Origin of the sequence: Haemophilus sp. oral taxon 851 str. F0397, assembly GCF_000242295.1 — a bacterium.
Lineage (GTDB): Bacteria > Pseudomonadota > Gammaproteobacteria > Enterobacterales > Pasteurellaceae > Haemophilus.
Map to the genome: position 1 here is coordinate 107,501 of NZ_JH591070.1, position 21,864 is coordinate 129,364.

The 21,864-nt window shown below is 37.9% G+C and carries 20 protein-coding genes; 6 read left to right on the forward strand and 14 right to left on the reverse strand.

The features are described 5' to 3' along the window. Positions 1 to 5 precede the first annotated feature (5 nt). The 6 genes from pyrF to cmk form a co-directional block, all read right to left on the reverse strand. Positions 6 to 698 (reverse strand): orotidine-5'-phosphate decarboxylase, encoded by a 693-nt coding sequence (gene pyrF / locus HMPREF9096_RS06620; RefSeq protein WP_005634817.1) that lies wholly within the window; start codon positions 696 to 698, stop codon positions 6 to 8. Positions 699 to 721: 23 nt separating this feature from the next. Beyond that, positions 722 to 1,912 carry a lipopolysaccharide assembly protein LapB gene (gene lapB / locus HMPREF9096_RS06615; protein WP_009500018.1) on the reverse strand — a complete coding sequence of 397 codons (1,191 nt, stop codon included), beginning with the start codon at positions 1,910 to 1,912 and terminating at the stop codon, positions 722 to 724. Further along, positions 1,912 to 2,205, reverse strand: coding sequence for a LapA family protein (locus tag HMPREF9096_RS06610; protein WP_005628856.1), 294 nt, complete (start codon positions 2,203 to 2,205; stop codon positions 1,912 to 1,914). The genes lapB and HMPREF9096_RS06610 overlap by 1 nt, the downstream gene beginning before the upstream one ends. A gap of 80 nt (positions 2,206 to 2,285) precedes the next feature. After that, positions 2,286 to 2,567, reverse strand: a complete 282-nt coding sequence (locus tag HMPREF9096_RS06605) for an integration host factor subunit beta (RefSeq protein WP_032803282.1) — start codon at positions 2,565 to 2,567, stop codon at positions 2,286 to 2,288. Positions 2,568 to 2,688: 121 nt separating this feature from the next. Next, complete coding sequence (rpsA, locus tag HMPREF9096_RS06600) at positions 2,689 to 4,338, reverse strand: 30S ribosomal protein S1 (protein WP_005630739.1); 1,650 nt, start codon at positions 4,336 to 4,338, stop codon at positions 2,689 to 2,691. Positions 4,339 to 4,434: 96 nt separating this feature from the next. Beyond that, the gene (gene cmk, locus HMPREF9096_RS06595) at positions 4,435 to 5,112 is read right to left on the reverse strand and encodes a (d)CMP kinase (protein WP_009500020.1); all 678 of its coding nucleotides are present in this window, start codon (positions 5,110 to 5,112) and stop codon (positions 4,435 to 4,437) included. 275 nt (positions 5,113 to 5,387) lie between these two features. On the opposite strand from cmk, the gene HMPREF9096_RS06590 reads away from it, so the two are divergent. Further along, complete coding sequence (locus tag HMPREF9096_RS06590) at positions 5,388 to 8,150, forward strand: TonB-dependent receptor (RefSeq protein WP_009500021.1); 2,763 nt, start codon at positions 5,388 to 5,390, stop codon at positions 8,148 to 8,150. A 96-nt stretch (positions 8,151 to 8,246) separates the two neighbouring features. Here HMPREF9096_RS06590 and HMPREF9096_RS06585 read toward each other — a convergent pair whose 3' ends face one another. The 4 genes from HMPREF9096_RS06585 to dsbC all read right to left on the reverse strand — a co-directional run bounded on the left by HMPREF9096_RS06585 (position 8,247) and on the right by dsbC (position 12,337). After that, positions 8,247 to 8,936 (reverse strand): 5'-methylthioadenosine/adenosylhomocysteine nucleosidase, encoded by a 690-nt coding sequence (locus tag HMPREF9096_RS06585; protein ID WP_009500022.1) that lies wholly within the window; start codon positions 8,934 to 8,936, stop codon positions 8,247 to 8,249. Beyond that, a complete protein-coding gene (locus HMPREF9096_RS06580) occupies positions 8,936 to 9,640 on the reverse strand; it encodes a thiol:disulfide interchange protein DsbA/DsbL (RefSeq protein ID WP_009500023.1) in 705 nt (234 codons plus the stop codon). Before HMPREF9096_RS06580 ends, HMPREF9096_RS06585 begins: the two co-directional genes overlap by 1 nt. Next, positions 9,633 to 11,360: a single-stranded-DNA-specific exonuclease RecJ gene (gene recJ / locus HMPREF9096_RS06575; RefSeq protein WP_009500024.1), complete on the reverse strand. Its 1,728-nt coding sequence runs from the start codon at positions 11,358 to 11,360 to the stop codon at positions 9,633 to 9,635. Before recJ ends, HMPREF9096_RS06580 begins: the two co-directional genes overlap by 8 nt. A 287-nt stretch (positions 11,361 to 11,647) precedes the next feature. Continuing rightward, entirely contained in the window at positions 11,648 to 12,337 is a 690-nt protein-coding gene (gene dsbC / locus HMPREF9096_RS06570; RefSeq protein ID WP_009500025.1) for a bifunctional protein-disulfide isomerase/oxidoreductase DsbC, read from the reverse strand. A 132-nt stretch (positions 12,338 to 12,469) separates the two neighbouring features. Here dsbC and prfB point away from each other — a divergent pair. Next, positions 12,470 to 13,568, forward strand: a protein-coding gene (prfB, locus tag HMPREF9096_RS06565; RefSeq protein ID WP_156791778.1) for a peptide chain release factor 2 whose coding sequence is annotated in 2 segments (ribosomal slippage) — positions 12,470 to 12,544 and positions 12,546 to 13,568 — 1,098 coding nt in all. Because the reading frame shifts where the segments join, the coding sequence is not laid out codon by codon here. A 112-nt stretch (positions 13,569 to 13,680) separates the two neighbouring features. Continuing rightward, positions 13,681 to 15,189, forward strand: a complete 1,509-nt coding sequence (gene lysS / locus HMPREF9096_RS06560) for a lysine--tRNA ligase (RefSeq protein ID WP_009500027.1) — start codon at positions 13,681 to 13,683, stop codon at positions 15,187 to 15,189. Positions 15,190 to 15,274: 85 nt separating this feature from the next. Here the strand turns inward: lysS and mdh are convergent, their stop codons facing one another. After that, a complete protein-coding gene (mdh, locus tag HMPREF9096_RS06555; RefSeq protein ID WP_005634845.1) occupies positions 15,275 to 16,210 on the reverse strand; it encodes a malate dehydrogenase in 936 nt (311 codons plus the stop codon). 207 nt (positions 16,211 to 16,417) lie between these two features. Here mdh and argR point away from each other — a divergent pair, with 207 nt between their 5' ends. Together argR and HMPREF9096_RS06545 are read left to right on the forward strand one after the other, a co-directional pair. Beyond that, the gene (gene argR, locus HMPREF9096_RS06550; RefSeq protein ID WP_005638679.1) at positions 16,418 to 16,873 is read left to right on the forward strand and encodes a transcriptional regulator ArgR; all 456 of its coding nucleotides are present in this window, start codon (positions 16,418 to 16,420) and stop codon (positions 16,871 to 16,873) included. Further along, the gene (locus tag HMPREF9096_RS06545; RefSeq protein WP_009500028.1) at positions 16,873 to 17,763 is read left to right on the forward strand and encodes a TIGR01777 family oxidoreductase; all 891 of its coding nucleotides are present in this window, start codon (positions 16,873 to 16,875) and stop codon (positions 17,761 to 17,763) included. The genes argR and HMPREF9096_RS06545 overlap by 1 nt, the downstream gene beginning before the upstream one ends. Positions 17,764 to 17,827: 64 nt before the next feature. Here the strand turns inward: HMPREF9096_RS06545 and purF are convergent, their stop codons facing one another. The 3 genes from purF to yfbV all read right to left on the reverse strand — a co-directional run bounded on the left by purF (position 17,828) and on the right by yfbV (position 20,377). Then, the gene (gene purF / locus HMPREF9096_RS06540) at positions 17,828 to 19,345 is read right to left on the reverse strand and encodes an amidophosphoribosyltransferase (protein WP_009500029.1); all 1,518 of its coding nucleotides are present in this window, start codon (positions 19,343 to 19,345) and stop codon (positions 17,828 to 17,830) included. A 10-nt stretch (positions 19,346 to 19,355) separates the two neighbouring features. After that, positions 19,356 to 19,847 (reverse strand): CvpA family protein, encoded by a 492-nt coding sequence (locus tag HMPREF9096_RS06535; RefSeq protein ID WP_005626270.1) that lies wholly within the window; start codon positions 19,845 to 19,847, stop codon positions 19,356 to 19,358. An 86-nt stretch (positions 19,848 to 19,933) separates the two neighbouring features. Continuing rightward, positions 19,934 to 20,377, reverse strand: coding sequence for a terminus macrodomain insulation protein YfbV (gene yfbV, locus HMPREF9096_RS06530; protein WP_009500030.1), 444 nt, complete (start codon positions 20,375 to 20,377; stop codon positions 19,934 to 19,936). A gap of 220 nt (positions 20,378 to 20,597) precedes the next feature. Here yfbV and HMPREF9096_RS06525 point away from each other — a divergent pair, with 220 nt between their 5' ends. Beyond that, positions 20,598 to 21,803, forward strand: coding sequence for an acetate kinase (locus tag HMPREF9096_RS06525; protein WP_009500031.1), 1,206 nt, complete (start codon positions 20,598 to 20,600; stop codon positions 21,801 to 21,803). The last annotated feature ends 61 nt before the right edge of the window (positions 21,804 to 21,864 follow it).

The window sequence follows — 21,864 nt, forward strand, 5'->3', positions numbered from 1 at the left end:
CATAATTACCCAATAGATGCATTAATAGAACGAAGAACCTCTGCTGGATTATCAGCTTTAGTAATAGGACGCCCTATCACTAAATAATCTGAACCAGCACGAATCGCAGCAGTAGGAGTCATCACACGTCGTTGATCACCAAAATCAGCGCCAATTGGACGAATCCCTGGGGTCACCAATTTAAACTCTTCTCCACAAGCGTTACGTAAAATTTCAACTTCTTGCGGAGAGCAAACCACACCATCCAAACCTGCGCGTTGGGTTAAATGAGCTAAGCGTAAAACTTGTTCCATTGGCGATGCATTAATCCCAATTTGTAATAAATCCAAATCTTCCATGCTAGTTAATACCGTCACAGCAATAAGCAATGGCGCATCTTTCCCATAAGGTTCAAGAATTCTCTTAGCTTCTTCCATCATTCGTAGCCCACCGCTTGCATGCAGGTCAACCATCCATACTCCCAAATCAGCTGCTGAACGGACCGCTCTTGCTACAGTATTTGGAATATCATGATATTTAAGATCTAAGAAAACATCGAAATTACGTTGATGTAATTGTTTTACAAAATTAATACCAAGTGTAGTAAACATTTCTTTACCCACTTTTAATCGACACAAACTCGGATCAATTTGATCAACTAAAGCAAGAGCCTCTGCTTCTTTCTCATAGTCCAATGCCACAATAATTTTGCTTGTCATAATGTTACCTCGCTGAGTATCAATTAATTATGTTCTTGACTTGAAACTGGTTTAATACTTTCCCATTGACGGCAAGATGGGCAATTCCACAATAGCTTATGGATTTGATAACCACAATTTGTACAACGATAGGCCGATGTTTGCTTAATTCTTTCACCCACCATTTTATGTAATAAAATTAGGCTTTCTTTTCCCCGCCCGTCTTCTGCATCATCAATTTGATACTGCATAAAACGATGGAAAATTAAAGTACTTGGCTTTTTCGTGAGTTGCTGATAAAGCTTAGCCTGAGCAGCAGACTTACCATCTTTTTCTTCAATTAATTTAACCAAAGCTAGCTCTACTTCGTCATTATTAGTAATTTGGCCAGCACGAATTAAGAATAACTCAAAGTTACCTAACTGATTTAATTCTTCATAACAATGTTTTAAAGGTGACAAAATTTCACCTGTATAATCTGGATTTTGCTCTAAAACATTTTCTAGTATTTTTGCCGCTTGTTGATATTGACCTTCAAGCATTTCTAAATTTGCGAGTAATAACGAAGCGCGAACACAAGTAGGAGAAACCGCCAAAGCTTTTTGTAAAAAACTGCGTTTTTCAACCGCACTTTCAGGTTCTAAACTTTGTGAATATTCACAATAACATTGCGCAAGTTCAATATTATTCTCTTTTGGTTTTATTTTAGCGAGTTTTTCAGCAATATTAACCGCTTTTTTCCATTCTTTAGTCTTTTGATAAATCACTAAAAGTTGCTGTAAAGCATTTTCTGCAAATTCAGGTTCATCCACTAGTAAAATATAAAGATTTTCAGCTCGGTCAAAAAAACCAACCACCATAAAATCTCTAGCAAGCTGCTGCTTTGCGAGTAATTTTTGCTCAAATGTATAATTAGGACTAAGGTCTAAAGCTTGGTGAATACGCAATGCGCGATCAACTTCGCCTCTAGAGCGGAATAGATTGCCAAGTGTAAGCTCAGCTTCAAATTGGGAGTGGCTTTCGATTTCATTTTCAGTTTCTTGCTTCTGAAGCATGTCCAAAAACAAATCTACAGCTTTATCGGTTTGATTAGAAAGTAAGAAATTTACCCCCGTAACATAATCTCGGGAGAGTTTATTACTAATGTCATCTTGATCTTTCTTTGCACTACGCTGCCCCATGTACCAACCATAGGCTGCAGCGATAGGCAATAGTAGAAAGAGTAATTCTAGCATCAGGCGACCTTATCGCGCACAGTAGTCAACTCGTTGATTTGTAAAGTTTGGCGCTTAACTTGACGAGCCAATGCCATATTTTTAAGTTTTAACTTAAGATAGAAAAAAGCGGTGATTAACCAGCCAAGAATTAAACCTAATCCAAATAAAATAGCAACAAGAGTTGATAGTTGGAGCTGACTTTCCGCCACAATATAATTAAATGTAATAACTTGATCATTATTTGCTCCAATGGTAATTGCAACCAACACGATAGCGATAAAAATCACAATACCTAAAATATATTTAATCATAACATTTCCTTAAAATATGACTTTTCTAAATAATGGCAAACGTTGTAGTTTGAAAGTCATATTCGACCATTTTAATTTTATTAATAAATATCTACACGCTCTTTTAATTCTTTACCAGCTTTAAAGTGCGGTACAGATTTAGCTTCTAATTTAACAGAATCACCCGTTTTTGGATTACGCCCTAAACGAGGATTACGATAATGCAGTGAAAAACTTCCAAATCCTCTCAACTCAACACGATCGCCATTTTCAAGAGATTGAGAAATAAACTCCAAAATATCTTTTACCATATTTTCAATTTCTTTTACGGATAAAGTCGGATGTTTCGCTAATAATTTTTCTATAAGTTCTGACTTAGTCATCGTCTTTTCTCCCTTAATATTATTCAAATTAAGATTTATTGCTAATACATTATTTCAATTTATTAGCAATAAGCCCTAAAAATAAGGCTGGACATCAGCCCAGCCTTACTACGTGAATTAATTATTCACCTTTAGCTGCTTTAAATGCTTCAGCCATTGCGTTTGGAATAGCAACTTCTTCTTGTTTGTTATTCACATTTGCAACTGCCGCAGCTTCTTCAGCTTGATCTTTTGCTTTCACTGATAAGTGAACGATACGAGATTTACGATCTACACCAGTGTATTTAGCTTCAACCACATCACCTGCAGCAACTTCATTTGTTAAATCAGCTGCGCGGATATAACCTTCAACGCCGCCCGCTAATTCAACTTTAGCACCTTTTGCATCTGCTTCAACTACAGTTGCAGATACTACAGCGCCTTTTTTGTTGATTGCTACGAAGTTATTGAATGGATCTTCTTCAAGTTGTTTGATACCTAAAGAGATACGCTCTTTCACTGCATCAACAGCTAATACTACTGCAGAAACTTCGTCACCTTTTTTGTAGTTACGAACTGCTTCTTCACCTGATACATTCCAAGAAATATCAGATAAGTGAACTAAACCATCGATACCACCTTCAAGACCAATGAAGATACCGAAATCAGTGATAGACTTGATTTTACCAGTTACTTTATCGCCTTTATTGTGAGTTTCAGCAAATTGAGTCCATGGGTTAGCTTTACATTGTTTTAAGCCTAAAGAAATACGACGACGTTCTTCATCAATTTCTAATACCATTACTTCTACAGTATCGCCTAAGCTAACAACTTTAGATGGGTGGATATTTTTGTTAGTCCAATCCATTTCAGAAACGTGAACTAAACCTTCAACGCCATCTAAGATCTCAACGAAACAACCATAGTCTGTTAAGTTAGTTACTTTACCAGTTAATTTGCTGTTTACTGGGTGATTTTCAGCAATTGCAGCCCATGGATCTTGACCTAATTGTTTTAAGCCTAAAGATACACGAGTACGATCTTTATCAAATTTTAATACTTTAACAGTAACTTCATCGCCAACATTCACGATTTCGCTTGGATGTTTAACACGTTTCCAAGCCATATCTGTGATATGTAATAAACCGTCAACACCACCAAGATCAACGAATGCACCGTACTCAGTTAAGTTTTTAACGATACCTTTAACTTCTGAACCTTCAACAAGATTTTCTAATACTTGTTCACGTTCTTGGCTGTTTTCAGATTCAATCACCGCACGACGAGAAACAACAACATTGTTACGTTTTTGATCTAATTTGATTACTTTGAATTCTAATTCTTTACCAAGTAAGTGATCTGCTTCACGTGCTGGACGAGTATCAACTAAAGAACCTGGTAAGAATGCACGAACACCGTTTAACTCAACTGTGAAACCACCTTTCACTTTGCCATTGATTAAACCGATAACGGTCGCTTTTTCTTCGTAAGCTTTTTCTAATTCAATCCAAGATTCGTGACGAACAGCTTTCTCACGAGAAAGTTTAGTTTCACCGAAACCATCTTCAACTGCATCTAATGCAACATTTACAGTATCGCCAACTTGGATTTCAAGTTCACCTTGTGCATTTAAGAATTCAGCAACTGGGATTGCAGACTCAGATTTTAAACCTGCATCAACAAGCACAAAGCCTTTTTGGATAGCTACTACAGTACCGCTAACGATTGAACCTTGACGAGTTTCAAGGCCTTTTAATGATTCTTCAAAAAGTTGAGCAAAAGATTCTGACATATAAATAATCTTCTTAATTTAAGTTAATAACATCCACATTAAAATCCATAAAATGCGGGGTTGAGGATAAATGTTTATTCTTCCTTGAACAAACAGTTAAATCGAAACTGACACCTTTTCTTGAATATAAGCTAACGCCTGATCAATAACTTCACCAATACTCAACGTTGTGCTATCCAATAATAAAGCATCATCAGCCGGTTTTAGAGGCGCAACCTCTCGATTTCTATCACGAAAATCACGCTCTTTTATCTCGGCTAAAATCCGCTCAAAGTTACCATTTATTCCTTTATTTTGCAACTGTTTATAGCGTCTTTTTGCTCGTTCTTCAGCACTTGCATCTAAAAATAACTTCACTTGAGCATTTGGGAATACCACAGTCCCCATATCTCTACCATCAGCAATTAATCCATCATTTTTCGCAAAATCTTGCTGAAGCTGTAATAAAGCTGACCGCACTTCTGGAAACACAGCGACTTTAGATGCGGCATCAGCGACTTCTTGAGTGCGAATTAAATGACTTACATTCATGCCAGCAAGTAAAATATTCACCTCGCCATTTTGAGGAATAAATTGAATATCTAAGTGACGAGCTAATTCAGCTAGTGCCGATTCATTTGTTAAATCAGTTTTACGTTGTAATGCCGCCAATGCTGTAACGCGATAAATTGCTCCACTATCCAATAAGGCATAACCTAGCTTTTCTGCTAAAGCGTAACAAAGCGTGCCTTTTCCAGCACCACTAGGCCCATCAACGGTAATAATCGTTCCCATATAACTTATCCTTTACTTATCAAAAGTTGACGTATTATAAAGATAAACACTCTATTTCGCTATTGCCACCTTTCAAACTTAACTCAAGATCCACTAACAAAGAGTAAAAAATAACAAACGCGCACCTATAAGCTTTTTAGTTAAAGAGCCCTCTTTTATAAATTAATTTTTTTCATTTTTTTAGAGTTTTATATTAATTTTAGTAAAAAATTATTGAGTTTTACAAAACACAATAAGATAATACGAATCTTTCTCAAAAAAATAAGGAAGTAATAATGCAGAAAGTTATTCGATTAAATTTAATTACATTTTGTCTTATCAATACATTAAGTGTATCTATTGTGGAAGCTCAGGCAGAAGAAACGCTAGAGCAAATTGATGTAGTAGAAAAAAATGTCGCCAACGATAAAAAACCTTTTACAGAAGCGAAAGCAAAAAGCACCCGAGAGCATATTTTTAAAGAAACCCAGACTATCGATCAAGTCATTCGAAGTATCCCTGGGGCATTTACTCAACAAGATAAAGGCTCAGGCGTAGTTTCTGTGAATATTCGTGGTGAAAATGGGTTAGGTCGTGTCAATACTATGGTCGATGGCGTCACACAAACCTTTTATTCCACCTCAATGGATTCGGGACAATCTGGTGGTAGCTCTCAATTTGGTGCAGCGATAGATCCCAATTTTATTGCTGGTGTAGATGTTAATAAAAGTAATTTTTCTGGTTCCAATGGTATAAACACCTTATCTGGAAGTGCTAATTTTAGAACATTAGGCGTCAATGATGTTATTACTGATGACAAACCTTTTGGACTCATCGTAAAAGGAATGACAGGGAGCAATGCTACTAAATCCAATTTTATGACGATGGCTGCAGGCAGAAAATGGCTTGATAATGGTGGCTATGTAGGCGTAGTGTATGGCTATAGCCAACGTGAGGTTTCACAAGATTATCGTATCGGTGGCGGAGAACGATTAGCATCATTAGGGCAGGATATTCTCGCTAAAGAGAAAGAAAAGATTTTTCGTAATGATGGTTATGTTTTAAATTCTGCTGGACAATGGGCTCCTGATTTAAGTCAAAATTCTTGGACCTGTAATACTAAAAATCCTTATTTAGCAGATACAAGAGTAATAGAGGGTTATACGCCTAATTGCAAAGAGATTGCATTCCCAACAAGCCCAACAACTATAAAAAGAAAAAAAATACTTAAAGATATAGATAATGGTAAGCCTTTACAAGATATACCAGAACTACAAGCAGACATAAAAGAAACTGATGAAAGCTTTGAACGCAATAAAGATCAATATAGTGTTGCACCTATTGAACCAGGTAGTTTGCAATCTCGCTCACGTAGCCATTTATTAAAATTTGAATATGGAGATGATCACCATAATTTAGGAGCGCAACTACGCACATTAGATAATAAAATTGGTTCACGTAAAATTGAAAACCGTAATTACCAAGTCAATTATAACTTCAATAATAACAGCTATCTTGATCTTAATTTAATGGCTGCACATAACATTGGCAAAACCATTTATCCTAAAGGTGGATTTTTTGTAGGTTGGCTAGTTAGAGATAAACTTATCACAAAAAATGCAGCGAATATTATTGATATTAACAACAGCCATACTTTCTTGCTGCCAAAAGAAATCGATTTAAAAACCACATTAGGTTTTAACTATTTTACCAATGAATACAGTAAAAACCGTTTTCCAAAAGAGCTAAGTTTATTTTACAAAGGAGCATCAGGCGAACCTGGTCGTTACAAGTATACAGATGGGCCGCTAGAGGGTACTCAAAGTTTACTGCCTCAACGTTCAGTAATCTTACAACCTTCCGGTAAACAAAAATTTAAAACAGTGTATTTTGATACCGCACTTTCTAAAGGAATTTACCATTTAGACTATAGTGTCAATTTTACGCATTATGCATTTAACGGTGAGTATGTAGGTTACGAAAATACACCAACACCAAATAATGAACCAATTTTGCATAAATCAGGGCATAAAACAGCGTTCAATCATTCTGCCACATTAAGTGCTGAGCTAAGCGATTATTTTATGCCATTTTTCACTTATTCGCGCACACACAGAATGCCGAATATTCAAGAGATGTTTTTCTCTCAAGTGTCTGATGCGGGGGTGAATACCGCATTAAAACCTGAACGAGCAGAAACTTATCAACTTGGTTTTAATACCTATAAAAAAGGCGTTTTTACTCAAGACGATGTATTAGGAGTTAAGGTTGTTGGCTATCGTAGCTTTATTGAAAACTATATCCACAATGTGTATGGAGATTGGTCGCGAGATGGTGTTCTTCCTGAGTGGGCAAGCGTCAATGGTTTTCGTCTGACGATTGCTCATCAAAATTATCAACCAATAGTGAAAAAAAGTGGAGCTGAGTTAGAGCTGAATTATGATATGGGACGTTTTTTTGCGAACTTATCCTATGCTTATCAACGCACGAATCAGCCGACCAATTATGCAGATGCCAGCCCACGACCGAATAATGCCTCAAACAAAGATATTTTGAAACAAGGTTATGGTTTATCACGAATCACTATGTTACCAAAAGACTACGGTAGATTAGAGCTTGGCACTCGCTGGTTTGATCAAAAATTAACTCTTGGTATCGCAGCCCGTTACTATGGAAAAAGTAAGCGTGCTACAACTCAAGAAGAATACATCAACGGCTCTCGCTATGAAAAAAATACTACGAGCGACGAAATTTATTATGCTATTAAAAAGACAGAATATATTAAAAAACAACCTATTATTTTAGATTTACACGTCAGCTATGAACCAATCAAAGATTTGATTATTAAAGCGGAAGTACAAAATCTATTAGATAAACGTTATGTTGATCCGTTGGATGCTGGAAATGATGCGGCTTCACAAAGATATTATTCAAGTTTAAATAATTCTATCGAATGTGCAAAAGATCCATCTGCTTGTAACGGTGGTTCAGATAAAACAGTGCTTTATAACTTTGCACGTGGAAGAACTTATATTCTGAGTTTGAACTATAAATTCTAGTAAGTTCATATAAAAGGCATAGCTAATAAGCTATGCCTTTTTAAATAATGTTTATGATTCAATTTTAGAATTTATTATCTTATTAAAAGATTATTACTACAGTCTATCAATCATCCCTAATACTAATGATGAAGACTGTTTTGCAGCCAACGGTAAGAACTCTTCAAAAGACATACTTGCTTCACCATCTCCTCCATCAGAAATTGCTCGAACCACCACAAAAGGCACATTAAAAGCATAGCAAACTTGTGCAATCGCTGTGGCTTCCATTTCAACCCCCGTCACATTCGTGAAGTCAGCTTTTATTTGTGCAATTTTGTCTTCACTATTAATAAAACTATCGCCAGAGCAAATTAAACCACGTTTTACTGATTGTCCTTGCTTTTCTGCAATTTCTTGAGCGAGGTCAGCTAGTTTTTTATCTGATAAAAATGCCGCGGGGTTAGCGGGTAACTGCCCTTTTTCATAGCCAAAAGCTGTCACATCCGCATCGTGGTAGCGTGTTTCATCAGAAATCACAATATCCCCCACTTTCAAGCCTTTTGCTACCCCACCAGCAGAACCAGTATTGATCACAAAATCTGGCTTGGCTAATTGCAACAATGCCGTCGTACCGATTGCAGCAGCCACTTTGCCAATACCTGATTGCAACAATGCAATATCTTTACCATTAATTTTGCCTTCAAAAATGACCGCACTTGCTACTCGAGTTTCAGTTCTCTCTGCCATTAAATTTTTTAAAATTTCCACTTCTTGCGCCATTGCGCCAACAATTCCAATTTTCATCACTTTTGTTCCTGTTCTATTTTATTTACCAAAAAATCTAACACTGCCACGCTATAATCATCGTTATAAAGCGTACTCGCCGTGAGTACATATTTTCCACTAATGACAACGTAAGGATAGGTGAAGACGCCATACTCTTCTGTCAATTCAATCGCATCTTGAATTTGTTCTTTTACTCTTTCTGAATTTTCAGTTTGAATAAATAACTGTTTATCTAGACCTTGTTCTTCCGCCCATTGTTGAATTTTATTTGTCGCAGACAATTCTGCATAACGGGATTTTTCTGAAGTTTCAAATAATAAAACATTAGATAATTCACCCGCACTTAGTGCTTGCAAGGTATAAAAAACGCGTGCGCTAAACTGGCTATCCGCAGTTGCAATAGGATATTGCTCCAACGCAACTTTATTTGTACGCATTTGACTATAAAGCTCCAAAATATCTTGCGCTGACGAACATACTCGGCAATCGTAATCAAAAAAGAATTGAATACGTATTTTTTTATCCGCTCTAGGCGCTTGTTCAACAGGCTCTTGATAAGAAAAATAATCCCGCCCATCTTCAAAATGCATGACATCAGAAGATGGTAAGTGCGGTGGATTTTGAGTAGAAAATTCTTTTTGATTTACTTCGGCTAGAACCGATGATGTAAACCCAAATAAGCCTAATACGAATAATCCATAAAATTTCAAAATATTACTCATCAATCGCTTCAATATATTCCACTAAAAGCTGTACATTTCGGTTACCACGAAACTCATTAACATCCAATTTATATGCAAATCTTGCCTGTTTAATTGAAAGATCGGGATATAATCTTGTATCAATATTAAACGCAACTGCATCTAATAAAGGCCCGCCTTGTCTTGGCTCCACTAACATTTTGAGATGGTTTTGATTTTGTCCAATTGCACGCTGGTCTAAAATTTTAAATTTTCCATCAAAACAAGGCTCTGGGAAAGCTTGTCCCCAAGGGCCTGCTGATTTTATCAGTTCCGCCGTTTCAAGATTAAATTCATTTGAATTTAATTCGCCATCGGTCCAGATTACACCTTGTAAATGTTCTTCATCAAGCCAATCGGCAACGGTTTGATTAAAAATATGTTGGAAATCGTCAAAGTGCTCTTCTCGAAGGCTTAATCCTGCAGCCATAGCATGGCCACCAAATTTTAAAATCATATTAGGATGTTGCGAATGAATACGCTCCAAAACATCACGCATATGCAAACCTTCGATGGAACGCGCAGAACCTTTCAAAACTCCCTCACCATCTTTCGCGAAGGCAATGACTGGACGGTGATATTGCTCCTTAATCCGAGACGACACAATGCCCAACACACCTTGATGCCAATCTGGTTGATAAAGTGTGATCCCCGAAGGTAACTCTTTAAAAAGTGCGGTGAGATTTTGGCAAATTTCTAGGGCCTCAAGCTTCATGCCTGCTTCAATTTCTTTACGCGTTTGGTTGAGTTGGTCAAGATCTAAAGCGAATTCTCTGGCTTTTAGCATATCATCCGCCAGTAAAAGCTCTACCCCAATCGACATATTGTCTAAACGCCCTGCTGCATTTAAACGAGGTCCGATACAAAAACCGAGATCACTTGAAGTAAACTGTTCAACATTACGGTTAGCCACTTCAGCCAACGCAACAATACCGGGACGGCAACGCCGTGCACGAATCCGCATTAAGCCTTGATAAGCAAGGATACGATTATTCTGATCTAAAGGCACCACATCAGCGACAGTACCCAATGCCACTAGATCGAGTAAATCAGTAAAATTAGGTTGTGTTTCTGCAGTAAAAATACCGAGCTCACGAAATTTTGCTCGTACGGCTAACATCAAATAAAACGCAACACCAACGCCCGCTAAGGATTTTGAAGGAAAACCACACTGACTTAAATTAGGGTTAACAATAGCATCGGCTGGCGGCAAAGTTTCCGGTGGTAAATGATGATCCGTCACTAAAACACGGACACCTTTCTCTTTCAAAAATGCAACGCCTTCAAAAGATGAAACGCCATTATCCACCGTCATTAATAGCTGAACGCCCTTTTCAATAGCCATTTCAGCCACAGGAATACTCAAACCATAACCTTGTTCAAATCGATTTGGTACAAGATAATCCACATCGGAAAAACCAAGTTGTTTTAAAGCAAGCACACTCAATGCCGTGCTAGTTGCGCCATCAGCATCAAAATCCCCAACAATCACTATTTTTTGCTGTTGTTGGTAAGCTTCCACTAATAAATTTACGGCTTGCTCAATACCATATAGCTGATTTGGATTCAGCATTGATTTTAAAGTGCGGTCTAATTCTTCGGTGTTTTGAATATGGCGAGCGCGATAAAGGCGATCTAATAACGGATGGTTTGAAACAGAATTTCCAACTGGAATTTCACGGCGTTTGATAAGTTTTTTCACTGGATATTAATTCATATCTAAAAGCAAAAAGCTGTTGAAATCAACAGCTCTTTTATCTATACTTTTTCCTGTCGGTCAGGGCTTTTAACCCTGAATGCTGACAGGGGTTAAAAGCCCTACTGACCATTAGTCTAACTATTGTGTCAGCTAAGGATTTTAATAATGCCTAAATTATGTAGTTATATCATAGTCTTAGTATTGTTAATGCTTTTAAGCTCCCCAGCATATTAAGCATAACCGACTAAATACAAGGGGTAGGCATCTGCCCCTTGCTTTTCATTATAAAATCATTTCGCTGTTTCTTCAAGTGCGCTCAATAAATCAGCTGGTTTTAAATAACCGCCAATAAGCTCACCAGTTGAGGTAACTATACTAGGTGTGCCATTTACACCAAATTGTGCGCCTAATTCATAATGTTTTTTCACAACATTTGGGGTTTTAACTTCTTTCGGTAAATTACCTTTTTCAGCTTCGTTTAAAGCAAAAACAGGATCTTTAGCCGTCCAAATCGCTTCCATTTGTTTTGCAGTTTGGTTATTCATACCCGCACGAGGGAAAGCTAAATAACGCACGGTAATACCAAGATCGTTATATTCTTTTAATTGCTGATGTAACAAATGGCAATAATGGCAAGTAATATCCATAAATACTGTCACAACATGCTTTTCATTTTTAGCGGGGTAAATAATCATCTCATTTTTATAAGAATTAAGTTTATCCACTAAAATTTTACCCGCCACATCAACTGGGCCATTATTTGTGAGCTCGTAAAGTTTACCTTGGAAAGCATATTTTCCATCTTCCGTCACATAAAGTACGCCTTGATCTGTGACGGCAGTTTTGATACCTGAAATTGGCGAGGATTTCACATCAATATTGGATGCGCCAAGAGACTGTAATTTGCTTTTAATTGTGGCATCGTTTGCCATTGCATTAGCCGCAGCCATGCACAAAAGTGCGGTAAAAATTTTCTTCATTTTTTGTTCCTAAATTAGCTTGAGTAAGAAAGTCTGAAATTATAGAGAGATTGCTAATTTCTGCAAGGTCAAACTATCCAAAAATCAGAAAATAGCATATAATTCCACACTTTATCACACAGTGAATTTATTATGTTTGAAATCAATCCTGTAAAAAATAAAATCACCGACTTATCCGGCCGCACTTCGGTGCTTCGGGGGTATCTTTGACTTCGATGCCAAAGTTGAGCGTTTAGAAGAAGTCAATGCCGAATTAGAACAGCCAGATGTTTGGAATGATCCAGATAAAGCCCAAGCGCTTGGTAAAGAACGTGTTTCTTTAGAACAAGTTGTAAATACCATCAAAAATTTAGAACAAGGCTTAGAAGATGTTGATGGGTTGTTAGAACTTGCCATCGAAGCAGAAGACGAAGACACTTTCAATGAAGCGGTAACTGAATTAGATGAACTCGAACAACAACTTGAAAAATTAGAGTTCCGTCGAATGTTTAGTGGCGAACATGATGCTTGCGATTGCTATGTGGACTTACAAGCAGGTTCTGGCGGTACGGAAGCTCAAGATTGGACAGAAATGTTGCTTCGTATGTATCTCCGTTGGGCTGAAAGCAAAGGTTTTAAAACAGAACTGATGGAAGTCTCTGACGGTGATGTCGCTGGATTGAAATCGGCAACGATTAAAGTGAGCGGTGAATATGCCTTTGGTTGGTTACGAACAGAAACCGGTATTCATCGTTTAGTGCGTAAAAGTCCATTTGATTCCAATAACCGTCGTCATACATCATTCAGCGCAGCATTTGTCTACCCTGAAATTGATGACGATATTGATATTGAAATCAATCCTGCTGATTTACGTATTGATGTTTATCGAGCATCGGGAGCTGGTGGGCAGCACGTAAACAAAACTGAAAGTGCGGTGCGAATTACCCATATGCCAAGTGGCATAGTTGTGCAATGTCAAAACGACCGTTCACAGCACAAGAACAAAGATCAAGCGATGAAACAATTAAAAGCGAAATTGTATGAGCTTGAATTACAGAAGAAAAATGCAGATAAACAAGCAATGGAAGATAATAAATCCGACATTGGTTGGGGAAGCCAAATTCGCTCTTATGTATTAGACGATTCACGCATTAAAGATTTGCGCACTGGGGTGGAAAACCGTAACACCCAAGCCGTATTAGACGGTGATTTAGATCGATTTATTGAAGCGAGTTTAAAAGCTGGGCTTTAAGCATGATTTGCTGGATGAGTAAAGACGAGTTACTTATCCCATCATAAGAAATAACCCCAAAGTGCGGTTATTTTTGAAGATATTTTTAAAGTTAAAATTAAAGGTAAACAACATGTCAGAACAAGAAGTTAAAGAATTAGATCTCAATGGCGAAATGCTCGTTCGTCGTGAAAAATTAGCCGCATTACGTGCAAAAGGTAATGCATTTCCAAACAAATTTCGTCGTGATGCTCTCGCACAAGATTTGCACAATCAATATGATGCAGAAGACGGTGAAATCTTAAAAGAGAAAGGCGTTGAAGTACAAGTTGCGGGGCGTATTATGACTCGCCGAGCAATGGGCAAGGCGACGTTTATCACCATTCAAGATATGAGCGGTAAAATTCAGCTTTATGTTGCTCGCGATAATTTGCCTGAAGGTGTTTATAAAGATGACGTTGGTACTTGGGATTTAGGCGACATCGTTGGCGTTAAAGGCACTTTATTTAAAACAAAAACCGATGAACTCACAGTGAAAACCACTGAAGTTCAACTTTTAACTAAAGCACTTCGCCCATTACCAGATAAATTCCATGGCTTAACCGACCAAGAAGTTCGCTATCGCCAGCGTTATTTAGATTTAATTTCTAACGAAGAATCTCGCCGCACTTTTATTATTCGTTCTAAAGTTGTCGCGGGTATTCGTGAATATTTCATTTCTAAAGGCTTTATGGAAGTGGAAACACCAATGTTACAAGTGATTCCTGGCGGTGCATCTGCGCGTCCTTTTGTGACCCATCACAATGCATTAGATGTGGATATGTATTTACGTATCGCACCTGAACTTTATTTAAAACGCTTAGTAGTGGGTGGATTTGAACGAGTATTTGAATTAAACCGTAACTTCCGTAATGAAGGAGTTTCTGTTCGTCATAATCCAGAATTTACCATGCTTGAATACTACCAAGCGTATGCAGACTACCATGATTTAATGGATAACACCGAAGAACTTCTTCGTAAATTAGCGATTGATATTCTTGGTACTACCATTGTGAAATACGGCGAATACGAATTTGATTTTGGTAAACCATTCGAACGTATTACGTTACACGATGCAACCATTAAATACGGTGAAAACAAAGGTATCGTAAAAGAAGATTTATATGACTTTGATCGTGCAAAGGCTACGGCTGAACGCTTAGGTATTGAAGTACAAAAATCTTGGGGTTTAGGTAGCATTGTCAATGCAATTTTTGAAGAAGTGGCTGAACATCACTTAATTCAACCAACATTCTTAATGGCTCACCCAGCGGAAATTTCGCCTCTTGCACGTCGTAATGATGAAAACCCAGATGTAACAGATCGTTTTGAGCTATTTATCGGTGGTCGTGAAATCGGTAATGGTTTCTCAGAGTTAAATGACGCGGAAGACCAAAATGAACGTTTTGATGCACAAGTCGCTGCGAAAGAAGCGGGTGATGATGAAGCGATGTTTAAAGATGAAGACTTTGTTGTTGCGCTAGAACACGGCTTACCACCAACAGCTGGTGAAGGTTTAGGTATCGACCGTCTAGCGATGCTTTATGCAAATGCACCATCAATTCGTGATGTTATCTTATTCCCTGCAATGCGTCAGAAATAATAAAGACACAAACAAAAGCCACCATTTGGTGGCTTTTTTATCGAAACATAAAAAAGGGAGCTAATGCTCCCTTCTTTTTTAATGATTAACCATTAATAAATTTTTCACCTAATTCAATATCTGCACGTAAAGTCGGTAACATATTTTCTAAGGCTTGTTGTTCAAAATTGCTTAATGGGCCAATTGGTAAAATTTCTTCTACACCTTCTTTACCTAAACGAACTGGTTGAGAGAAGAAACGAGCATATTTACCATCGCCTTCAACATAAGTACATTCAACAACTGTCTCGCCACTCAATCCTTTCACTAAAGAACGAGCAAAACGCGCTGCAGCTTGCGCCATTGAAAGCGTTGCAGAACCGCCACCCGCTTTTGCATTGACCACTTCTGTACCTGCATTTTGGATACGTTTTGTTAATGGTTCGATTTCATCTTCATTCCATTCAGCATATTGAACCTGAGAAAGTAATGGAAGAATAGTCACACCTGAGTGACCACCAATAACAGGAACGCTAGTACGAGAAACATTTAAACCTTTTAATTCAGCCACAAAGGTTTCAGAACGTAACACGTCTAAAGTTGTCACACCAAATAATTTACGTTTGTCGTAAACGCCTGCTTTTTTCAATACTTCAGCCGCAATTGCAACTGTAGTATTAACTGGGTTAGTGATGATACCAACACAAGCTTTTGGGCAAGTAACCGCGACTTTCTCAATTAAACCACGAACAATGCCTGCATTAATATTGAATAAATCAGAGCGGTCCATACCAGGTTTACGTGCAACACCAGCAGAAATTAATACAACATCCGCACCTTCAAGTGCTGGAGTTGGATCTTCACCAGAAAAACCTTTCACATTCACTGCGGTTGGAATATGGCTCACATCTACTGCAACACCTGGGGTAACAGGGGCAATATCATATAATGCTAAATCTGAACCAGCAGGCAACTGAAGTTTTAGTAATAACGCTAATGCTTGACCAATACCGCCTGCGGCGCCTAATACTGCAACTTTCATAAATACTCCTTATGTGTTAGTTAATTTAAGATGACCTGATTTTAAAATTTTCATCTCACAATTACAAACAGAGAAATATCATTCTATGATCTAGTTCACATTTCTGAGGTAATTTTTTCCTTCTTTTTGCTTTTATTCACATTCAAGTTGATGAAAATGAATTTTTATGCAATTCTTATGCAAATTTTTGACTATTGAAAAATAAAAATGACTGACAATTTAACTCGCGCTTTTAAAGAATTACTCAATCAAGAACGCTTTGGCTCTCAAAGTGAGATTGTCGATGCCTTAAAAAAACAAGGCTTTACAGGCATAAATCAATCAAAAATATCCAGAATGCTCACCAAATTTGGAGCAGTTCGCACCCGTAATACCAAAATGGAAATGGTCTATTGCTTACCAGGTGAATTGAGTGTTCCTAATACCAGTAGTCCATTAAAAAATCTTGTATTAGATGTTGATTACAATGATATGTTAATTGTCATTAAGACTTCTCCAGGTGCGGCACAACTCATCGCTCGCTTGCTCGATTCAATTGGAAAATCAGAAGGCATCTTAGGCACTATCGCAGGCGATGACACAATTTTTATCACACCAACGCGTGGTACAAAAATTGTCGATTTACTCAAAAATGTTCAACGTTTATTTGAAAACGCGTTGTAATGAACATTTTATTAACTGGAGGCACGGGACTTATCGGCAAAGCACTTGTCGAACAACTCTGCTTACGCAATGAACAAGTGACGATCTTAACGCGCTCAAGTACGCCGCACACTATCTCAAAGCAAAAAAATATCAAATTTATTACCGCACTTTCAGAACTCGATTTACAAGAACAGTTTGATGCCATCATCAATCTTGCTGGTGAGCCGATTTTTCATAAAGCCTGGACGACAAAGCAAAAATCTATTTTACGAGAAAGTCGTTTAAGCCTCACTACTCAACTGGTTGAATTCATTAATCAATATCAGCAATATCCTATTTTTATTTCAGGTTCAGCGACTGGAATTTACGGCGATCAAGGCGAACAAAAAATTACCGAAACAAGTAAAACAGCAAAAACCTTCACCGCACAATTATGCCAAGATTGGGAAAATACTGCGCGACAAGCTGATGCAAGAGTTTGTTTGATTCGAACAGGCATGGTCTTTTCTAAGAAAGGAGGCGCACTAGCTCAAATGTTGCCTCTATACAAATGGGGACTTGGCGGCAAACTGGGCAATGGAGAGCAATATTTTCCCTGGATTGCTTTGGAAGATATGGTAAATGGCATTTTATTTTTACTCGATCATTCAGAATGCCAAGGCTCATTTAACTTCACCGCCCCGAATCCCATAAAACAGCATAAATTTAACCGCACTTTGGCTCTAATATTAAAACGTCCTGCCTTTGCAACCATTCCCAAATGGATATTACATTTCATTCTTGGCGAACGAGCGAATCTATTACTAGAAAGCCAAAATGTTGTGCCTGAAAAATTACTCAACGCGGGATTCCAATTTAAATATTCTGATTGCGAAAACTATCTAGAAGACATACTAAAAAACAAATAAAAAATCACCGCACTTTTTTAATGCGGTGATTTTTATCGGACTAAATATCTCGCCTTATCGAACTTTATTGTTCATTATAAATTTCAAGATTAGATGCTTGTTTTTCTCGTTTTTTCTTTGCACTGTCGTTCCGTTGACTTGCGATTTTATCCAAATATTCTGGCGTGATGTCACCTGTAATATATTCGCCTGTGAATACTGAACAATCAAATCCTCGAATAGCCGGATTTTCTAATTGAACAGATTCAGTAAGTGCGGTCAGATCTTGGAAAATTAATTTGTCCACACCAATCAAATGTGCAATTTCATCAACATTTCGACCGTAAGCGATCAGTTCATCGCGACTCGGCATATCAATACCATATACATTTGGATAACGAATTTCTGGGGCAGCAGAGGCAAAGTAAATTTTCTTCGCACCAGCTGAGCGAGCCATTTCAACAATTTGCTCAGAGGTTGTACCGCGAACGATAGAGTCGTCCACCAATAACACGTTTTTATCTTTAAATTCAGCTTTAATGGTATTCAATTTTCGACGAACAGAGCTAATACGCTGAGCTTGTCCTGGCATAATAAACGTACGACCAACATAGCGATTTTTCACAAATCCTTGGCGGTAAGGTTTCCCTAGTACGCGGGCAATTTGTAACGCAATATCTGTGGAAGTTTCAGGAACAGGAATCACCACATCAATATTATCAATTTCATCTGCCCATTCTTTTGCAATTTTCTGTCCGAGTTTTTCGCCCATGTGAACACGTGCAGCATAAACAGAGACGCCATCAATCGTTGAATCTGGGCGTGCAAAATAAACATACTCAAAAATACAAGGATTTAACACCGCACTTTCGGCGCATTGCTGTGAATAAAGCTCGCCATCAAACGTCACATAAACGGCTTCACCAGGGGCAATATCACGAATAAAGTCAAAACCCACAATATCTAAAGCTACTGTTTCAGAGGCAAACATATACTCAGTTTTGCCATTTTCTTCGCGTTTACCCAACACCAAAGGACGAATACCAAAAGGATCACGAAATGCAACCATACCATGCCCAATAATCATCGCTAAACAAGCATAAGCACCACGAACATCTTTGTGAGTTTTACGAACGGCATAAAAAATATCTTGTGGGTCGAGGTGATCTTGAGGAATATGATCGAGATGGTTAGCGAGAATATTAAGAAGAAGTTCGGAATCGGAATTAGTGTTTACATGGCGACGGGCAGTTTTAAAGACTTTTTCTTTTAACTCGACTGAGTTGGTTAAGTTGCCGTTATGCACCAAAGTGACACCATAGGGAGAATTCACATAAAAAGGCTGTGCCTCTGAGACGCTAGAACTCCCCGCTGTAGGATAGCGAACATGCCCCAACCCAGCATTTCCTTGCAACCGTAGCATATGCTCTTGATGGAACACATCACTCACTAAACCGTTAGCTTTGCGTAAGCGGAAACGATTTTCATCGTCAACTGTCACAATGCCCGCAGCATCTTGCCCACGATGTTGCAAAAGAGTTAATGCTGCATAAATAGATTCATTAACCGGACTTTGGCTAACAATACCGACAATACCACACATTTTGTGTTCCTTATTGATTAAGCGTTGGATTTAAAAAACTTGAACTAGCCTGAAGTTGTTGAAAGAACCATTCAATAATAAAACCAAAGTGCGGTATTAATTGAGATTCTTTCCACCAATCAGTTTGTTCAAAATTGGTGAAGGTATCCATGAAAAATAATAGCGCAGCGACAATCAGTGCACCGCGCACTAAACCAAAAATCGCACCTAAAACACGATCTGTGCCGCTTAAACCAGTTTTATCCACTAATTGACTAATCACATAATTTACTATGGCGCCCACGATTAAAGTCAGTACAAATAAAATCCCGATTGCGGTTCCATTACGAATATACATTGATTCAATTTGCGTAAGATAAGCTGCAAGATAAGGATAGAACTGGCTTGCTACAATAAATGCTACAACCCAGCTACCGAGTGAAAGCACTTCGCGTACAAAACCGCGTAATAAACTGACAAGAATAGAAAAAGCGATAATGCCAATAATAATGTAATCGATCATTAAAAAATCTCTCAATGAAAAACGGCCGTTTAAAACGACCGGGGTATTCTACAAAAATAAAGCCAAAAAGAAAACGTTTGCGTAAACTAAATTTCCTGCCAAAAAGCACGTTCAAATTTACTTTGAGCTTTCTTTAAGACTTCTGCTAAATGTTGGTATGTCGGTTGGTCTTGCACAAGAGGCAAGGGTTCATGTAGTTTTTTTAAGCGTTCGCAAATATCATAAAACCATACCGCACTTTGATTTTCTAATGGCGAATTCGCACGCTTACCAAGCCAATAAAGACCTTGAAAAGGAATAAGCAAGGCAAAAAGTGCGGTCAAAATTGCAATAGAAAAGGCCATCAAATCATTTTTTGCATAAATCTGTTGCCACACCACTGCAAATACAGCAACAAAGGGCATGAATTTTTGTGCAAAATTCGTGGCTTTCATAATGCGGTTTTCAGGGAAAATAATCCCTAACTTAGCCTCCTGCGGCCAAGTATTAAGATAAATTTGTCCCTGTTTTAAAATGGAAAAAAATGCCATAAAAACACCTTTAAAAAACAACCGCACTTATCATACCCCAGTTTGCCTGAAATTGTCACCTTACTGAAAAAGTTTAATTTTTCAAAAAGTTCCATAAATCGTTGTCTTTTTATGCTGGGATGAATTTATTTTGTTTATCAAAAGGTGTATCCTATGCCAGATTCTTTCAGTCCATCAGCAAGGTGGATTTCCATTAACTTTAATCAAATATAGGGTTCCCATGTCAAAACTTGTTCTTATCCTTAACTGTGGTAGTTCTTCACTAAAATTTGCAATTCTTGATCCTGCAACAGGTGAAGAAAAATTATCCGGCTTAGCGGAAGCATTTTTCTTACCAGAAGCTCGTATCAAATGGAAACTCAATGGTGAGAAAGGTAACGCAGATTTAGGCGCAGGCGCAGCTCATACTGAAGCGCTAAACTTTGTCGCGTCTAATATCATGACAGATGAGCTTAAAAACTCTATCGCGGCAATTGGTCACCGTATCGTACATGGTGGTGAAAAATACACCCAATCTGTTATCGTAACTGATGAAGTTATTAAAGGTATTGAAGATGCTGCACAATTTGCGCCACTTCACAATCCAGCGCACTTAATCGGTATTCGCGAAGCATTCAACGCATTCCCGCACTTAAAAGATAAAAACGTGGTAGTTTTTGATACAGCATTCCACCAAACCATGCCTGAAGAAGCATACCTTTATGCCCTTCCATACTCTTTATATAAAGAACATGGCGTTCGTCGCTACGGTGCACACGGTACTAGCCACTACTTCGTTTCTCGTGAAGTCGCTGAATATGTAGGCAAACCTGCAGACCAAGTCAATACGATTATTTGTCACTTAGGTAATGGTGGTTCTGTTTCTGTTGTGCGTAACGGTAAATGTATCGATACATCAATGGGCTTAACTCCGTTAGAAGGTTTAGTCATGGGTACTCGTTGTGGTGATATCGACCCTGCAATCGTATTCTACCTATACAAAACTTTAGGTATGTCTATGGAACAAATCGAAGAGACTTTAGTGAAAAAATCTGGTCTTTTAGGTTTAACTGAAGTAACAAGCGACTGCCGTTATGCTGAAGATAACTACGATGATGCATCTAAACCAGAAGCAAAACGCGCTTTAGATGTATACAGCTATCGTTTAGCGAAATACATCGGTGCTTATATGGCGGTATTAGGTGATGATCACTTAGATGCCATTGCATTTACGGGTGGTATCGGTGAAAACTCCGCTCATGTTCGTGAATTAGCATTAAATCACTTAAAATTATTTGGTATTAAAGTGGATAACGAACGCAATCTTGCAGCACGCTTCGGTAAAGATGGCGTAATCACTACTGATGATTCCGCATTTAAAGCGATTGTACTTCCAACTAATGAAGAATTAGTTATCGCACAAGATACCGCTAAACTTTGTTTCTAACTCAACAACAAGCTGCCGAATTTTTCGGCAGTTTTTATTTATAATATATACACATTAAGGT

What these genes read in the sequence shown, in the direction of transcription:
- pyrF (WP_005634817.1), bottom strand. Translation starts at nt 698, where the DNA reads ATGACAAGCAAAATTATTGTGGCATTGGACTATGAGAAAGAAGCAGAG.
- lapB (WP_009500018.1), bottom strand. Translation starts at nt 1,912, where the DNA reads ATGCTAGAATTACTCTTTCTACTATTGCCTATCGCTGCAGCCTATGGT.
- HMPREF9096_RS06610 (WP_005628856.1), bottom strand. Translation starts at nt 2,205, where the DNA reads ATGATTAAATATATTTTAGGTATTGTGATTTTTATCGCTATCGTGTTG.
- HMPREF9096_RS06605 (WP_032803282.1), bottom strand. Translation starts at nt 2,567, where the DNA reads ATGACTAAGTCAGAACTTATAGAAAAATTATTAGCGAAACATCCGACT.
- rpsA (WP_005630739.1), bottom strand. Translation starts at nt 4,338, where the DNA reads ATGTCAGAATCTTTTGCTCAACTTTTTGAAGAATCATTAAAAGGCCTT.
- cmk (WP_009500020.1), bottom strand. Translation starts at nt 5,112, where the DNA reads ATGGGAACGATTATTACCGTTGATGGGCCTAGTGGTGCTGGAAAAGGC.
- HMPREF9096_RS06590 (WP_009500021.1), top strand. Translation starts at nt 5,388, where the DNA reads ATGCAGAAAGTTATTCGATTAAATTTAATTACATTTTGTCTTATCAAT.
- HMPREF9096_RS06585 (WP_009500022.1), bottom strand. Translation starts at nt 8,936, where the DNA reads ATGAAAATTGGAATTGTTGGCGCAATGGCGCAAGAAGTGGAAATTTTA.
- HMPREF9096_RS06580 (WP_009500023.1), bottom strand. Translation starts at nt 9,640, where the DNA reads ATGAGTAATATTTTGAAATTTTATGGATTATTCGTATTAGGCTTATTT.
- dsbC (WP_009500025.1), bottom strand. Translation starts at nt 12,337, where the DNA reads ATGAAGAAAATTTTTACCGCACTTTTGTGCATGGCTGCGGCTAATGCA.
- lysS (WP_009500027.1), top strand. Translation starts at nt 13,681, where the DNA reads ATGTCAGAACAAGAAGTTAAAGAATTAGATCTCAATGGCGAAATGCTC.
- mdh (WP_005634845.1), bottom strand. Translation starts at nt 16,210, where the DNA reads ATGAAAGTTGCAGTATTAGGCGCCGCAGGCGGTATTGGTCAAGCATTA.
- argR (WP_005638679.1), top strand. Translation starts at nt 16,418, where the DNA reads ATGACTGACAATTTAACTCGCGCTTTTAAAGAATTACTCAATCAAGAA.
- HMPREF9096_RS06545 (WP_009500028.1), top strand. Translation starts at nt 16,873, where the DNA reads ATGAACATTTTATTAACTGGAGGCACGGGACTTATCGGCAAAGCACTT.
- purF (WP_009500029.1), bottom strand. Translation starts at nt 19,345, where the DNA reads ATGTGTGGTATTGTCGGTATTGTTAGCCAAAGTCCGGTTAATGAATCT.
- HMPREF9096_RS06535 (WP_005626270.1), bottom strand. Translation starts at nt 19,847, where the DNA reads ATGATCGATTACATTATTATTGGCATTATCGCTTTTTCTATTCTTGTC.
- yfbV (WP_009500030.1), bottom strand. Translation starts at nt 20,377, where the DNA reads ATGGCATTTTTTTCCATTTTAAAACAGGGACAAATTTATCTTAATACT.
- HMPREF9096_RS06525 (WP_009500031.1), top strand. Translation starts at nt 20,598, where the DNA reads ATGTCAAAACTTGTTCTTATCCTTAACTGTGGTAGTTCTTCACTAAAA.